A 15095-nucleotide genomic window follows, 5' to 3' on the forward strand; every position below is an offset into this window, starting at 1 on the left:
GCCCTACAACACCCCAGTGTTGAATGATAAGGAGGATCGATGCCGAGAGTTCTATCGTTTGTGGGATCGTCGAATTCGGGAAAGACCACGCTGATCGCCCGGCTGATCGGGGAGTTGAAAAAACGGAACGTGCGGGTGGGGGTGATCAAGCATGCCCACCACGGCTTTGATCTGGATCGGGAGGGGTCGGACAGCCAGACCTATCAGCGCTCGGGGGCCGATGCCGTGATGCTGGCTTCGCCCCGGGGCATGGCCCTGATGCGGCCCTGTCCCAACGATGCGGACCCGGACCGGCTGATCGGGTTTCTGTCGGACATGGATCTGGTGATCATCGAGGGGTACAAGCGGGCCTCCTATCCCAAGATCGAGGTACACCGGGCGGACCGGGGCGGGCCCTTTCTTTCCGGACTTGAGAACCTGATGGCCCGGGTCAGCGGGGACAGGGCCGACAGCGGGCTGCCGGTGTTCGACCCGGACGACATCGGAGGGCTTGCGGATTTTATCGAAGCGACGGTCCTATCGTAGGCCCGCGTCCAGGGCCTCTGCCTCGGGATCGGGGGGGATGTGGGACCGGATCAGCACGTTTTTCCGGAGGGCCTGAACCACCTCGTCGATGTTTTCCACCGCCGAGCGGATTTCGTTGATGCCGCTTTTCAGCGACCGGGTCACCGGCGGAACCTGACGGCTGCCCATTTCGATGTTGTCGATGATTTTCCGTATTTCGGCGATGTGGGTCAGGAGAACCTCACCGATTTCATGCACCTTTTCCAGGTCGGCCCGGGCCTGGTCAACGGTGCCCGGAACCTTGGACGTGGCCAGGGCCGCGTTGTCCATGATGGCCCCGATCCTCGATTCCACCGCGAAAAGCGTCTGGTTGATGCTGGCAAGGGCCGTGAACAGGGGGCCTTCCGGATCCTTGATCAGGGCGGTGATATCGGCCAGGTCCTGCACGGCCTTGATCACCATTTTGGCGGTTTTTTCGATTTCAAACTCCTGGAGGAGTTCCGAGATGGATTTGTTTTCCATGGAGGGAATCCGTCCATCTTCCTCGATCAGCGGGGCGTCGGCACTGCCCGGCTTGATGGAGATGTATTTCTTGCCGATGTAGCTGATGCCTTCGACCGTGGCCAGGGAATCGGTGCGGATGCGCTCTGAGAATTCCTCGTAGATGGCCAGGGTCACCTCGACCCGGTCTCCGATCAGTTCCACGTTCTTGACCTTGCCGATGTCCGCGTTGAACAGTTTGACCGGTGAGTTTCTCTCCAGATCGTAGGCTTCACCGAAGCTGGTGGTATACATGATGTTTTTCCGGAACCAGTCCTTCCCGCGTCCCACCAGCACGACCATGACGAGAAGAAGGACAAAAATCGTGATCACGAAGGATCCCACCACTTTTTCCATTGTTTTGAAAGAAAGGACCATAATTTATCCGTTGTGAGCGGGAGATGCGGACGTCGTGACCGTTCCCCCTCTGATGTCCAGGGTTATTCCCGGAAAGGCATTGATAAAATCGTCGTCATACGACAGATACACCATGGCCATGCCGGCCCTTATGTCCCGTCGAAGCGAACGGATCAGGGTGTGTTTGTATCGGTTTCCCGAATAGGTTTCCGGCAGCTCCACCAGCATCATTCGGGGTTTTTTTGCAATCTCACGGACCGTCATGGCCCGTTTGTTGTCGGCCGGTCCCAGGTCCACGGGCCGCCTTTCAAGCAGGGTCTCGATACCGAAATCCCGGCAGAGGGCGAGGGTCGCATCGTCCAGGGCCATGGACAGATCGTTGTCGAAATACACCCGGCCCATGCAGAGGTTGTCCCGGATCGATCGGTTGCTGATCAGGGTGCTGCTCGACGACAGATAGCCCAGGCAACGCTTGGTGCCCAGAAGGTTCCGGTAATCGGAAAAATCAAGGGTCAGACCCCGGAACCGGTAAGTCCCGGCGGAGGGGTAGCTCAAGGTGGCCAGTCCTTTGATCAGAAGATGGGCGTCGTTGGCCGAATCGGTCCGGATGGACAGGGTGTCTCCGGCATTGATGCACAGGGAGAAGTCATGGATACCCCGGCCGTTTTTCTCCGGCAAAAGGGTGATATGTTCGAGTTCGATCAGGGCCATAACCATCCTAAAGGTAAAACACCGCTGAGATGACAATGTTGATCACCATGATCCAGAAAAAGCTTTCTACGGCGGTTTTCGAGGCACACACCGGGATCATGGTGACGATTTTCGGGGTGTTGAATCCGTGGTAGAGGCTGATCACGGTGATGAACACGCCGAAGGTCAGGGCCTTGAGCAGTCCGACCACCATGTCGGTGGCGGTGACGGCTTTGCCCACCAGGGTCAGAAAGGACCCCAGAGGAACGTCCGTGGCCGCCCAGACGACGGCGTAACCGCCGAAAATGGCCACGATGTCAAACACGACAAACAGGCAGAGCACCGCCGTGGTGATCCCCACGAACCGTGAGAACGACACGATGTGCATGGGGTCGATGCCGCACATCTCAAGGGCGTCGATTTCATTGAAGACGGACATGGCGCTGATTTCGATGGTCACGGCCGTGGCCGACCGGAGAATGACGAGAAGGGCCGTGATGATGGGCCCCATTTCACGGATGACCAGCACCACCGTGACCTTGCCCAGGTCCACGTCACCCGACAGCTTGGTGAACTGGACGATCAGCATCACGCCCACCATCAGGGCCAGGGGGATGATCATGGGCAAAGCCTGGACCGCGGTGAAATAGATCTGTTCGATGACCGCCTTCCGGATCAGGGCCCGTCCTTCCGCAGGACGGGTAATGAAAATGGCCGACAGCCGGTAGGTAAAGGCGAAGATATCCAGCAGATGATTGATGAACGCCAGTGTTTTTCGGCCGATGTATCCCGCAATCAGTTTCATAGGATGAAAGACGTCAGACATGATGGTGGCGGTGTTTGAATACCCATTTTCTACCTCTTTTGGGTCAGTGTACTTGAAATGACTGAACAAATCAAAAACTATTTCCCCGGGTTTCGCTGGAAAAAATCAGGTGTGTTTTTTTTGATTCGATGATACCTAAACCCTCAGGTTTTGGGAAACAGCGGGTCTGTTTGACCCTGAGGCGACTGGTGATGAGACATTTTTTTCGACGAATCGGCCCCGCGGCCCTTTTTGCATCCGTCCTGACGGCGCTGATGATCCATGCCGCAGATGCGGTGGTGCCGGCCGATACGGATCCGTTTGCCCAGGCCCGGGCACTTTCGGCTTCGGGCCGGTATTCCGAGGCCGCAGTTTGTTATCAGGCGTTGGTCGACACCGCAACCGATCCCGACATCCGGGCAGGGGCTTTGTATTTTGCCGGATTGGTGTACGCCGACGGTCTTGATCAGGCCGAGCGGGGTCTGGCCTGTCTGAATGAGATTGTCACGACCTGGCCCGACGGCCGATGGGCTCCGGACGCCCTGTTCGACACAGGCCGCCTGCTCTACCGGATGGAACGCTACGACGAGGCCCGGACTGCCTTTCAAACCTATGTCCGGCGTTACCCCGACGCCATGCGGCGACCCTCGGCCCAGGCCTGGGCCGATCGTTCGGCCGAACGGCCGTCGGATCGGCCGGTCACCGCTCCGGCCCTTCCGGTTCTCGGCGTCCTGTCTCCGACCCTGCGGGTGCTGCTGATCCGGAACATCGGCCGGGTGATCGTGACCGCCCCGTCGACATGGACGGCAAGCGACAGCCGCAGCGGTAAGGTGATCGAAGAGGGCCGGGGAGACTGTGTGATGACCCGTCACGGGGACCGTTTGGTGCTCAACGGCCGGTCCATCGGCGTGACCGCCTGCCGGATCACCGCCGAAGACGGCACGCTTGCCGTGGACGGCCGGCGATACCGCGGCCGGATTCAGGTGCTGGTCCGGTCTTCGGGGCTGATGGTCGTCAATGATCTTCATGTCGAAGACTATCTGTACGGCGTGGTCCCCCGGGAAATGTCCTTTCTCTGGCATCCGGAAGCCCTGATGGCCCAGGCCGTGGCCTCACGGACCTATGCCCTTTATATCCGGGACAAGCAACGCCTGGCCGGCAGCGATTACGATCTGGAAGCCACCACGGCGTCCCAGGTTTACGGGGGCCTGGAAGCCGAAAAAGACCAGACCCGTCAGGCCGTGGACCGCACCCGGGGGCGGGTGTTGACCTTTCAGGGAAAACTGATCATCGCCTATTTTCATGCCAACAGCGGGGGGACGACCGAAAGCGCCCTCCATGTCTGGGGGGTGGACATCCCTTATCTGAAAGGCGTATCCGATGAATTCAGCAGCCTTCTTCCCGACTATGCCTGGGAGTATCGGCTGACGCTTGCCGAGATGACGAGCCTCTTTCGATCCGTGGTGCCCGGTTTGGGTCTGATCCGGACGATCCGACCGGGGAAACGGTCTGCGTCCGGGCGGATTCTTTCGTTTACCCTGGTCTGGGACGGGGGACAAAAGGTTCTGCCCGGAAACCTGTTTCGGTTGACCCTGGGGCCCACCTTGCTGAAAAGCACGCGGTTTGACACGGTTATTGACAAGGGAGCGGTTACATTCACGGGGTCGGGGTACGGTCACGGGGTCGGCATGAGTCAATGGGGAGCCCATCGCATGGCCCAGGCCGGGTACGGCTGTGAGGCGATTCTCACCCACTACTACACGGGTGTTTCACTGATGCAGATCGGCTACCGCTGAGCAAGATACCCTCAGGCGGTCCGGTTCAAAGGCTTTTCATTCCGGGCAGGCATGGTATAATAAAGAACTTTTCAAATTATTCGTCAAGCGGGGATGGGATGAAACGAGTGTGTGTGTGTGCGGCCATTCTGGTTTTTAGCCTGATGGCGGGTCCGGCAGGCGCGACGGATCAGGGATTCAGCCTGATCGAGGTGCGTGATCAGGCTGAGATCGACTGGTCCCGCCGCCTTGTCCGGGCCCGGGGAACCGCCGGACCCGGCGAGGTGACCGGTGCATCGGTGTTGAACCGTCAGCACCGGCTGGTGGACATGGCCCGGCACCGGGCCGAAACCCGCCTGATGTCCCTCATCGAAGCCCTTCCCCTGGATTCCCGGCAGTCGGCCGGTGCCGTTCTCGCATCGTCCCGGGACAGCCTGGATCAATTGACGGTGATGATCGGTCAGGCCCGGACCGTTCAGAAAGACTATCTGACCGACGGTTCCGTGGAAATGATGATCGAGATGCCCTTTGACGGCGGATTTGCCCAGCTGCTTCTGCCCGGTGAGATCCAGCAGATCCAGCCTTTGAAAACCGTGACGCCGGTCCGCAACCCGTCGTCTCCGGAAAACCCGATTGCCGCGGAGGAGTCCTACACCGGCCTGGTTGTGGACACCCGGGGCCTGACGGTCAGGCCGGTTCTGTCACCGAGGGTGATCGACGAGGGCGGCCAGGAGATTTACGGACCGGCCTATGTCAGCCGTGAACATGCGGTTCAAAGCGGCACGGTGTATTACACCCGAAGCCTCGATGATCCCCTTTTGATCGAGAGAACCGGATCACGGCCGGTGATCGTCACCGGTCTCAAGGTTCAGGGAACCTGTCCTGCGGATGTGATCATCAGCCGGGCCGACGCCTCCAAGCTTCACAGCAGTCCGGCCCTTCTGGGGTTTCTCGGCCGGGGCCGGGTGGCCGTGGTCGTCGACGTGGTGTCTCCCACAACAAAATAGGCCGGAGCCCGGGTGTTGTCCGGGTCCGGCCGTATTGATCACAAACGATGGTACACGGTTTTTTTCTATAGACCGGCCTTGGAGCGGAGGATATCGACTTTGTCGGTGTTTTCCCAGGTGAAACCCACGCCGTCGCTGCGTCCGAAATGACCGTAGGCCGAGGTGGCCCTGTAGATGGGTCGCAAAAGATCCAGGGTCTGGATGATGGCCGCCGGTCTCAGGTCGAACACTTCCCGGACGATGGCTTCGATTCTCTCTTCGGGAATGGTGTGGGTGCCGAAGGTGTCCACCAGGATGGACACCGGTTCCGGATAGCCGATGGCATAGGCCACCTGAACTTCACACTCGTAAGCCAGACCGGCGGCCACGATGTTCTTGGCCACATAGCGTCCCATGTAGGAGGCGCTGCGGTCCACCTTGGACGGATCCTTGCCTGAAAAACACCCGCCTCCGTGGCTTCCGTGCCCGCCGTAGGTGTCCACGATGATCTTCCGGCCGGTCAGGCCGCAATCCCCCATGGGCCCCCCCACGACAAACCGTCCGGTGGGGTTGATCAGGAACTTGGTTTTTTCATCGAGCATGGCGGCGGGAAGGGCCTTTCGGACCACTTCCTCGATGATCCCTTCCTTGAGGGTCTGATAGGAGACCTCCGGGGTGTGCTGGCTGGAAACGACCACCGTGTCCACCCGTTTGGCCTTTTTGTTTTCGTATTCGATGGTCACCTGGGCCTTGCCGTCGGGGCGAAGGAAGGAGAGGGTCTTGTCCTTGCGGACATCGGACAGGCGTTTGGTCAGCTTGTGGGAGAAAATGGCCGTCATGGGCATCAGCTCCGGTGTTTCGTTGATGGCGTAACCGAACATCAGTCCCTGGTCGCCGGCGCCCTGGTCCATGTACAGGCCCTCGCCCACGTTGACGCCCTGGGCGATATCCTGGGACTGGTGGTCGATGCTGGTGATCACCGAACAGGTCTGCCAGTCGAATCCCATATCCGATGAATCGTAACCAATGTCCTTGATGGTCTGGCGGACGATCTGGGGCATTTCCACGTAGCACGAGGTGGTGATCTCCCCGGCGATAAAGGCCAGCCCGGTCGTGACCAGGGTCTCGCAGGCCACGCGGCAGGCCTTGTCCTGGGCCATGATGGCATCGAGAATTGAATCGGAAATGGCGTCGGCCACCTTGTCGGGGTGCCCTTCCGTGACGGACTCGGACGTGAAAAAGTAATTTGAAGCCATGGTCAACTCCTTGTCGAACAAAAAATGGGGGTTATGAATAAATGATAAGACAGTTTCGAATCATCAGGGTTCCAGGATCATGTTATCGATCAGTCGGGTGTTTCCCACCTTGACGGCCATGGCAAACAGGGCCGGTCCCTCGATCCGGGACACGGACTCAAGGGTCGCCGGGTCACAGATCGTGAGGTAGTCGATGGCGGTTTCCGGATGGGAGACGATGATTTCCGTTGAAGAACGGGTAATTGTCGCCGACTCACGCTCACCGTCCATAACAAGTTTTTTCGCATTTTGCAAAGCCTTATACAAACACAGGGCCGAGCGCCTCTGTCCGGCGGTCAGGTAAGAGTTGCGGGAGCTCATGGCCAGGCCGTCCTCCTCCCGCACGATGGGAGCCCCCACGATCTCGATGTCCATGTTAAGGTCCAGGACCATCCTACGGATCACGGCCAGCTGCTGGAAGTCCTTTTCCCCGAAAATCGCCGTATGGGGCATGACGATGTTGAACAGCTTGGTGACCACCGTGGCCACGCCGCGGAAATGCGTGGGCCGGGACAGGCCGCACAGGAAATGGGGCAGGGTGTCCAGGGTCACATAGGTTTGATAGTGTTCGGGATACATCTGTTCGGGCGTGGGAAGAAAGACGGCGTCGACCCCCCGTTCTTCCGCCATGGCCAGATCCCGCGCAACGCTTTTCGGATACGCGTCCAGATCTTCGCCCGGGGCGAACTGGGTGGGGTTCACGAAAATGCTGAGCACCAGGTCGTTGGCCCGGTTGCGTCCGGCATCGAGCAGCGACATGTGGCCCTGGTGCAGAAAACCCATGGTGGGGACGAAGGCGATGGTTTTGCCTTCGTTGCGGATCCTTCGGGACCGGGCCTGCATGTCCGCGACGGTTTTTACAATATCCATTCGGATGCCTCCCCTGGTGCACGGCCGAGTTCGGCCATGGTCATGGTTCGTTGATCAGTGTTGAGGGAATCGTCATCAAGGCTCTCATCGCCCAGGACGGTGAGGTCTGTCAGATTGAACTCCGCCTTTAATACATGAAGATTTTGGTTTTTTAAACCCCTGAGTTTGGAAATGTTTTTCGGGTGGACAAAAAAAACCGGGGCCCGGTTGGCCGGGGACGTCCGGGTGCCGAGCAGGGCCCGGGCCAGATCCAGGAAGACCGCCGAGGCCACCAGGTGACCGAAGGCCGGATGATAGGGCCCGGCCAGGCGGTCCTCATCCCGGTCCAGGCCTTCGGTGGCCTGGAGTCCCATGCGGATCACCGGAATACCGCGGGATCGAAACAACAGATACAGCTCTTTGACGAGGGACACGCTTTCATCAAGGGACAGGGGACGGTAGTCCCCGCTGCGGTAGAGCGTCGCAAGAGGGCTGTGCCGAAGCACCAGGGTGGGGTAGATGCGGACAAAATCCGGTGCCAGATCCGCCATGCGCCGGGCTCCGGCCAGGCAGGCGGTCCGATCGTCGCCGGGCAGGCCCACCATCAGCTGAAGGCCGATTTCCTTGTTTCGGCTCCGGAGCAAGGCCACGGCCCTTTCGGTGTCTTCGGCCGTATGGCCCCGTCGTGACCGGGCAAGCACCCCGTCATCCATGGACTGAACACCCAGCTCCACGGTGTTCAGCGGAACGTCTGCCAGACGGTCCAGCGTTTCTTCGGTGACGGTGTCCGGCCGGGTTGAACACCGAAGGCTGTGGACCAGCCCGCGGTCCACATAGTCTTGGGCCAGATCGGTCAGAAGCCGGATAAGGTCCGGCGACAGTCCGAGGAAGGTCCCGCCGTAAAAGGAAATCTGGACCTGTCCGCGTCGGTCGCTTCGGTAGCCCAGATACCGGTCGATGAAGGCCCGGATACGGCGGGGATCGGTGTTGCCGTCCGCACCGGTGATCACCGTCTGGTTGCAGAACACGCATTGGTGGGGGCACCCCTTGTGGGGAATGAACACCGGGATGATGAAGGGCCTGGGGGCGGTCATGGTTCGTTCACGGGGTGCGTCAGCTCAAGGGGAGATCGGAATCGGTCTGGAGAACGGAAAGGGCGTTGGCCGCGGCGTCCTGCTCCGCCGCCTTTTTGCTTTTCCCCGTTCCGCAGGTGGACAGATCGTTGATGGTCAGAAGGACCTGAAAGGTTTTGTCGTGGTCCGGTCCGCTTTCATGGATCACCTTGTAGCGGGGCATGGCTTTGAGGTGAACCTGGGAAAATTCCTGAAGGCGGCTTTTGGCGTCATGGTTGATCGACGGGGTGTCCGACGAATCGATCAGGTCAACGAAGGTGTCTTCGATGAACCGATAGGCCCGGTCGAAACCGCTGTCCAGGAACACGGCTGCGATCAGGGCCTCGAACACATCGGAAAGAATCGAATTTTTTTCCCGGCCGTTGGTCAGGTCCTCCCCCTTGCCCAGTTTGATTTCAGGCCCCAGTTTGATGTCACGGGCCAGTTCGGCCAGTTGGGTCTCGTTGACCAGATTGGAGCGCATGCGGGACAGGTCCCCCTCATGCAGTTCGGGGTAACGGCGCATCAGAAGGTGTCCGATGACCAGATTCAGTACCGCGTCACCCAAAAATTCAAGCCGCTCGTTGTCCTTGAGGTCGGGGTCCGACTGTTCGTTGACGTAGGAGCTGTGCCGCAGGGCCTGCTCAAGGATCGACGGGTCCCTGAAGCGGTAGTTGATGGTCGTTTCAAAATCCCGGTTGTCTGAGTCCACGTCTTCCATGCCGTCACACCTGAGGATGCCCGCTGCGGGCGTCCAGTCGATTCATGATCTCCAGATAGGCGTGAAAAGGCACCCGCAGTGAGCCTTTCCCCGATCCCATCCGGATCTCGGGTTTAAATGCGCCGTGAAAATCCGAGCCGCCCGTGGCGATCAAGCCCAGTTCCCTGGAAAGGGCAATGTACGCGCGGGTCAACGCCGGGGTATGGTCGGGGTAATACGCCTCCAGCCCCTCGAGACCTAAGGGGATCATGGTCCGCAACAGACCCTCGAGGGTCGCAAGGTCCATGCCCAGGCTGACCGGATGGGCAAGGACGGCGATCCCGCCGGCCCGGGTGATCGCGCACAGGGCCTCGGCGCAAGCGATCCGGGCCTTGTCCACAAAGGCGGGCCTGCCTTCGGACAGATAACGGTCAAAGGCCTCGTCGATATCGGCCGCATAGCCCTTTCGCATCATGGCCCGGGCGATGTGGGGGCGGCCGACGGCCCCGTCAGCGGCGTCGTTATATACCTCGTCCGGGGACAGATCCATTCCGAGGTCGGCCAGCCGGGAGAGTATTTTGGGGTTGCGTTCGTGACGGGCCGTTCGGAGTGTTTCGAGTGTCGCGTTCAGATCGGGGTCGTCGAGCCGGAAGCCGTAACCGAGAAGATGAAAACTGCCCGGATCGGCAAAGGGCTCCGGAGGATGGGCGCTGATTTCGACGCCGGGTAAGACATGCAAATCCTTCGGCTCCGCAGGCGTCAGAGCGGCCCGGATGCCGTCGATGGTGTCGTGATCGGTGATCGAAACGGCTTTCAGCCCCAGTGCCCGGGCCTGGTCAAGAATGGCCCGGGGTGTCAGGGAGCCGTCGGAGGCTGTGGAGTGTATGTGAAGATCTACGGTCACATGCTAGATTCCCAGCGCTTTTTCCATGGCTTCTTCTTTGGTTTTGCATTCGATGCACTGGGTGGTCACGGGCCTGGCTTTCAGACGCTCCACCGATATTTCTTCCTCGCAGGTTTCACAGATACCGAAGGATCCGTTTTCAATCCGGTCCAGAGCGGCTTTGATTTTGTTGATCAGTTTGTGCTCCCGGTCCCGGATGCGAAGCATGAAGTTTCTGTTTGCCTCATGGGAAGCACGGTCGGTCGGATCCGGAAAATTCTCTTTCTGGGAAGTCATACCGGTTACGGTATTGTCCGCCTGTTCGAGAAGATCGCTCAGTCGACCGGTCAAAAACTCTTTAAAATAATCAAGTGTTTCCTGATCCATACTCAAACCCCTCACGAGTAAGTTTTTTACAACACAACGTGCTGTGCCGTACAGTGTAAACACAGTTTGTCATGGTTGTAAAGCAATAATAATAATGATGCAGCCGAACCTTTTTTGAGAAGTGTATCAATAAAAACAAGTCGTTACTCGATGTCTCCCGGTTGGGCGAAACAGGCGGCGTCATCGTCTGCTCCCGGCGAACGCCGGGCATGGTGAATCCCCGTCATATGATTGACTGTGCTGCGTGTGCTGAGGCGAAACCTGTTGTGACGGGCGATTCCGATAGCGTCCATCCTTGCCGCGATGGGCCATTGCTTTTACAGCATGGTTTTCAAAGAGGTCCGACAAATGAAATGGCATTAAATAACATCTTTGAAAAAAAGTTCAAGACTTTTCATGTCGCCGACCGTATATAGTTGACCCTGAAAATTGTCGGGCAGGATCTTTTTCATCAGGCCTGAAAGAACATTGCCGGGGCCGACTTCCACAAAGGTCGTGACGCCACGCTCGATGAGGCTTTGCATGGAATCATACCAGCGAACCGGGCGGCACAGCTGGTCGCGCATGATCTGCCGGATGCCGTCGGGGTCCCGGCATTCATCGGCCGTCACGTTGAACAGCATGCCCCGTTCGGGGGCCGAAACCGCCACGGCCTGGAGCAGGGATCCGAATTCCTCTTCGGCCCCCCGGATCAGGGGGCTGTGCCAGGCGCCGCTGACCTTCAGGGGGATGGCCCGGCCGCGCCGGGCCTTGATTTCGGCTCCGGCCTCTGCGACGGATGCGGGGTCGCCGCTGATCACGATCTGGGTCTCACTGTTGTGGTTGGCGACGGTCAGCGCCCGTGGGAAGGTCAGGTGTGCGTCGATCTGACGGACGATCTCGTCCACCGCCTCGATGGAAAGTCCCATGACCGCGCTCATGGCTCCCTCAAAGCGCAGCGATTCGCGATGCATCAGGGTGCCGCGGCGGTGAACCAGGGTAAGGGCCGATTCCGGAGTGATCACGCCCGCACAGGTCAGGGCGGCAAATTCCCCGAGGCTGTGGCCGGCCGTCCAGGACGGCGCGATGCCTTCCCGGGTGATCACCCGGAGCAGAGACAGGTTGATAGCCGTCAGGGCGGGCTGGAGCACGGCGGTCCGGGTCAGGTCCTCCATGGGACCGTTGAAGCAGAGCCGGGTCAGCCGGGTCTTGCAAATGTCTTCGGCCATGTCGAAAATCTCACGGACATCCGCGTATTCCTGATACAGATCAAGGCCCATGCCCACAATCTGGGAGCCCTGGCCGGGAAACAGAAACGCCGTTTGGTTCACATTGTCCTCCTTTGATTGAGATGCGGAAAAAGGGTCGTGTCAGTCGGTGTTGTCCAGATGGAACAGGGTTCGGACCAGACTGAGGTACACCGATTCATCCCGGTGGGATCCGCTGTTTTTCAGAAACTGAATGGGGTCATGCAGAATTTTGTTGATCAGGGCCTCGGTCATCCGGGCCAGGGCCTGTTTGTCTTTGTCATCCAAATGCTTGAGCGAGGTGGAAAGGGTCTTGTCCAGTTCCATGTCGGCCATGGCGCCGAGTTTTGCGCGGAGATCGACGATGGTGGGCACCACGTGAAGCCCCTCCATCCACTGCCCGAACCGGATCACCGCTTCGTCGACGATGCGGTCGGCCTTGAGGGCCTCCCGGTTTCTGGCTTCGAGGTTCCCGTCGATGACGCCTTTGAGGTCGTCGATGTCGTACACATAACAGTTGTCGAGGGTGTTGATGGCCGGGTCGATGTCCCGGGGAACGGCAATGTCGATCAGGAACAGGGAGCGACTTCTGCGGCTGCGGACCACGTTTTTGACCTGGTCCCGGGTGATGACCGTGGTGGGTGATCCGGTGGAGCTGATGATGATGTCCACCGTTTCTAAGGCCGAGGGGATTTCCTCGAAGCGCAGGGCCGTCCCGGAAAAGCGCCGGGCCAGTTCCAGGCCCCGCTCGAAGGTGCGGTTGGCCACGAAGATATCGCCGGCCCGGTGACGGATCAGGTGTTCCACGGCCAGTTCGGCCATTTCTCCGGCGCCCACCAGAAGCACCTTCCGGCCGTCCAGGTCCCCGAAGATTTTCCGGGCCAGTTCGATGGCGGCGTAACTGATGGACACGGCGCTGTCCCCGATGCCGGTTTCGGTGCGGACCCGTTTGGCCACATTGAAGGCCCGGTGGAACAGGCGGTTCAGAATCACGCCCGAGGCTTTTTTCCTGACGGTGAGTCGGAAGGCCTCCTTGATCTGACCGAGAATCTGGGGCTCGCCGACGACCATGGAATCCAGGCTGGCGGCCACCCGGAAGATGTGGCGGACCGCTTCACGTCCGTGGTGGACATACAAATTCTTTTCAAAGGTTTCCAAGGGGACGCCCTTGACGTCGGCGATGTGCTGTTTGGCCGTCGTTGCCGCCGCTTCCGTGTTTTCGGCGGTCATGATCACTTCCACGCGGTTGCAGGTTGAAAAAAGCAGGACCTCGCGGATGCCCGGCTTCATCTTGAGGGCCTCGATGGCCGCAGCGCTTTCCTCGGCGGAAAAGGCCAGCTGCTCCCGGATTTCAACGGGGGCGGTGATGTGATTCAAACCTGTCAGAACGATATCGAGCATAGCGTTTACGTTGATTACCTTATGGTCACGGCCGGGGCGGACGAAACTGGGTGAAGACGCCGTGGTGACCGTCCATCAGAATGTTGACCCCCAAAAAGCTGAACATCAGGACGGCAAAGGCGACGACGGCCAGAACGGCGGCACGGCGGCCGCGCCATCCCACCGCGATCCGTTCGTGAACCAGCGCCGCGTAAATCAGCCAGGAAATGCCCGACCAGATTTCCTTGGGGTCCCATCCTGCAAACCGGTGCCAGACCAGTTTGGCATAGATCAGTCCTACGATCAGCCCCAGGGTGAACACGGAAAAGCCCACCACCACACAGGCGTAGCCCACGGCGTCCAGAAGCTCCAGGGAGGGCAGTCGCGAATAAAAAAAGCCCCGTTTCTTGGATTTGATGGCCCTTTCCTGGATCAGGTAAAGGATACCGGCTCCGCAGGCCATGGCCAGGCAGCCCTCGCCGACGAACACGGTGATCACGTGGATCACCAGCCAGGCGCTTTTGAACACGTCCGCCGCATGCTCCGTGATTTCGGGGAATTTGAGCGATACGATAAAGACAAAGGCCACCAGCGGCGCCGCATAGACGCCCATGACCTTGATACGGTAACGAAACCGGAGCCACAGATAGGCCGCGGCACTGGACCAGGAGGCCAACGACAGGGTCAGCCGCAGGTTGTAGACCGGAAGGTAGCCGTGCCCCAGAACATCGATGAGAAACAGGAGGGTGTGCGCCCCGAGGCCTGCGGCCAGAAAACCCAGGCCGACTTTCTGGAGGGGATCTTTCTGGAGAAACAGATAGATGACGTAAAATATCGAGCTTGTCACATACAAGGCCGCGGTCAGACCGCTCAACACGTCCAGGGTCATAATGTATCCTCGTGATCGACAAGGCCGTCGAATCCGGGGCCCAGCACACGGCCCAACAGGCTCCGGACGGCGTCCGCATCACCGGTTTTCAGGTTGTCCAGAAGCCCCCCGTCGATCAGTCGCTCAAACAGAACCTTGTGCCCCCGGGGGTCGTGGCGGTCCGTCAGCAGTTTTTTCCGAATCCGGCCCATCAGAGCAAGAAACACGGCGTATTCCTCTCCGAACTGCCGTTCCAGATCCCGGCGCAGCTTTTTGGCAAAGGCCGGACTGGCGCCGCCGGTGGACACGGCAAGGGTCAAATCCCCCCGGCTGACCACCGAGGGGACGATAAACGACGAGGCATCGGGAATATCGGCCACGTTGCACAGCACCCCTTTTATTTCGGCGTCGGCGGCGATGCGCCGGTTCAGGTCCCGGTCATTGGTGGCGCAGAACACCAGCAGGATTCCGTCAAGGTCGTCCGACGTGTAGGGCCGGCTGATCAGCGTTACCTGTCCTGCACGGACCAGTTCCGCAAGCTCCTCCGTGGTGTCCGGACTGAGTACGGTCACCCGGGCGCCGCAGCGGATCAGGGTCGTCGCCTTGCGGGTTCCCACCGCCCCGCCTCCGATGATCAGGCAGGGCCGGTTCCGGATCGTCAGGAATATGGGGTAATGGTTCATGCTCACCCTTGCCGGCGTCGAAAAACGTCCGATTTAGCGCTAAAGCTTCACTTCG

The 15095-nt window shown here is 59.5% G+C and carries 16 protein-coding genes; 3 read left to right on the forward strand and 13 right to left on the reverse strand.

The features are described from left to right. The first annotated feature begins 39 nt into the window (after positions 1-39). Positions 40-525, forward strand: coding sequence for a molybdopterin-guanine dinucleotide biosynthesis protein B (mobB, locus tag ACYQ11_RS16865; RefSeq protein ID WP_459924985.1), 486 nt, complete (start codon positions 40-42; stop codon positions 523-525). Here mobB and ACYQ11_RS16870 read toward each other — a convergent pair. From ACYQ11_RS16870 to ACYQ11_RS16880, 3 genes are read right to left on the reverse strand one after another with little or no spacing between them, the layout of a single operon-like run. Beyond that, positions 517-1422 (reverse strand): MlaD family protein, encoded by a 906-nt coding sequence (locus ACYQ11_RS16870; protein ID WP_459924986.1) that lies wholly within the window; start codon positions 1420-1422, stop codon positions 517-519. The genes mobB and ACYQ11_RS16870 overlap by 9 nt on opposite strands. A gap of 3 nt (positions 1423-1425) precedes the next feature. Next, positions 1426-2112 carry a P-loop NTPase family protein gene (locus ACYQ11_RS16875; protein ID WP_459924987.1) on the reverse strand — a complete coding sequence of 229 codons (687 nt, stop codon included), beginning with the start codon at positions 2110-2112 and terminating at the stop codon, positions 1426-1428. A 7-nt stretch (positions 2113-2119) separates the two neighbouring features. Then, positions 2120-2896, reverse strand: coding sequence for an MlaE family ABC transporter permease (locus tag ACYQ11_RS16880; RefSeq protein ID WP_459924988.1), 777 nt, complete (start codon positions 2894-2896; stop codon positions 2120-2122). A 212-nt stretch (positions 2897-3108) separates the two neighbouring features. Between ACYQ11_RS16880 and ACYQ11_RS16885 the strand changes: the two genes are divergently transcribed. Both ACYQ11_RS16885 and ACYQ11_RS16890 read left to right on the forward strand, forming a co-directional pair. Further along, on the forward strand, positions 3109-4692 hold the full coding sequence (locus ACYQ11_RS16885; protein ID WP_459924989.1) for a SpoIID/LytB domain-containing protein: 1584 nt from the start codon (positions 3109-3111) through the stop codon (positions 4690-4692). A 98-nt stretch (positions 4693-4790) separates the two neighbouring features. Beyond that, complete coding sequence (locus tag ACYQ11_RS16890; RefSeq protein WP_459924990.1) at positions 4791-5678, forward strand: hypothetical protein; 888 nt, start codon at positions 4791-4793, stop codon at positions 5676-5678. A gap of 65 nt (positions 5679-5743) precedes the next feature. Here ACYQ11_RS16890 and metK read toward each other — a convergent pair whose 3' ends face one another. The 10 genes from metK to ACYQ11_RS16940 all read right to left on the reverse strand — a co-directional run bounded on the left by metK (position 5744) and on the right by ACYQ11_RS16940 (position 15040). Continuing rightward, positions 5744-6913: a methionine adenosyltransferase gene (metK, locus tag ACYQ11_RS16895; protein ID WP_459924991.1), complete on the reverse strand. Its 1170-nt coding sequence runs from the start codon at positions 6911-6913 to the stop codon at positions 5744-5746. A 63-nt stretch (positions 6914-6976) separates the two neighbouring features. Further along, on the reverse strand, positions 6977-7822 hold the full coding sequence (gene panC, locus ACYQ11_RS16900) for a pantoate--beta-alanine ligase (protein ID WP_459924992.1): 846 nt from the start codon (positions 7820-7822) through the stop codon (positions 6977-6979). Beyond that, the gene (locus ACYQ11_RS16905) at positions 7810-8895 is read right to left on the reverse strand and encodes an elongator complex protein 3 (protein WP_459924993.1); all 1086 of its coding nucleotides are present in this window, start codon (positions 8893-8895) and stop codon (positions 7810-7812) included. Before ACYQ11_RS16905 ends, panC begins: the two co-directional genes overlap by 13 nt. A gap of 19 nt (positions 8896-8914) precedes the next feature. Further along, the gene (gene rnc / locus ACYQ11_RS16910; RefSeq protein ID WP_459924994.1) at positions 8915-9634 is read right to left on the reverse strand and encodes a ribonuclease III; all 720 of its coding nucleotides are present in this window, start codon (positions 9632-9634) and stop codon (positions 8915-8917) included. Between the two features lie 4 nt (positions 9635-9638). Then, positions 9639-10517 (reverse strand): PHP domain-containing protein, encoded by an 879-nt coding sequence (locus tag ACYQ11_RS16915; RefSeq protein WP_459924995.1) that lies wholly within the window; start codon positions 10515-10517, stop codon positions 9639-9641. A 3-nt stretch (positions 10518-10520) separates the two neighbouring features. After that, complete coding sequence (gene dksA / locus ACYQ11_RS16920; protein ID WP_459924996.1) at positions 10521-10883, reverse strand: RNA polymerase-binding protein DksA; 363 nt, start codon at positions 10881-10883, stop codon at positions 10521-10523. A gap of 359 nt (positions 10884-11242) precedes the next feature. Continuing rightward, a complete protein-coding gene (gene fabD, locus ACYQ11_RS16925; RefSeq protein WP_459924997.1) occupies positions 11243-12193 on the reverse strand; it encodes an ACP S-malonyltransferase in 951 nt (316 codons plus the stop codon). Positions 12194-12232: 39 nt separating this feature from the next. Continuing rightward, the gene (hemA, locus tag ACYQ11_RS16930; RefSeq protein WP_459924998.1) at positions 12233-13510 is read right to left on the reverse strand and encodes a glutamyl-tRNA reductase; all 1278 of its coding nucleotides are present in this window, start codon (positions 13508-13510) and stop codon (positions 12233-12235) included. Positions 13511-13535: 25 nt separating this feature from the next. Further along, positions 13536-14378, reverse strand: coding sequence for a cytochrome C assembly family protein (locus ACYQ11_RS16935; RefSeq protein ID WP_459924999.1), 843 nt, complete (start codon positions 14376-14378; stop codon positions 13536-13538). Then, entirely contained in the window at positions 14375-15040 is a 666-nt protein-coding gene (locus tag ACYQ11_RS16940) for a precorrin-2 dehydrogenase/sirohydrochlorin ferrochelatase family protein (protein ID WP_459925000.1), read from the reverse strand. The genes ACYQ11_RS16935 and ACYQ11_RS16940 overlap by 4 nt, the downstream gene beginning before the upstream one ends. Positions 15041-15095 lie beyond the last annotated feature (55 nt).

The sequence above is a fragment of the Desulfatiferula olefinivorans genome, from assembly GCF_054657895.1.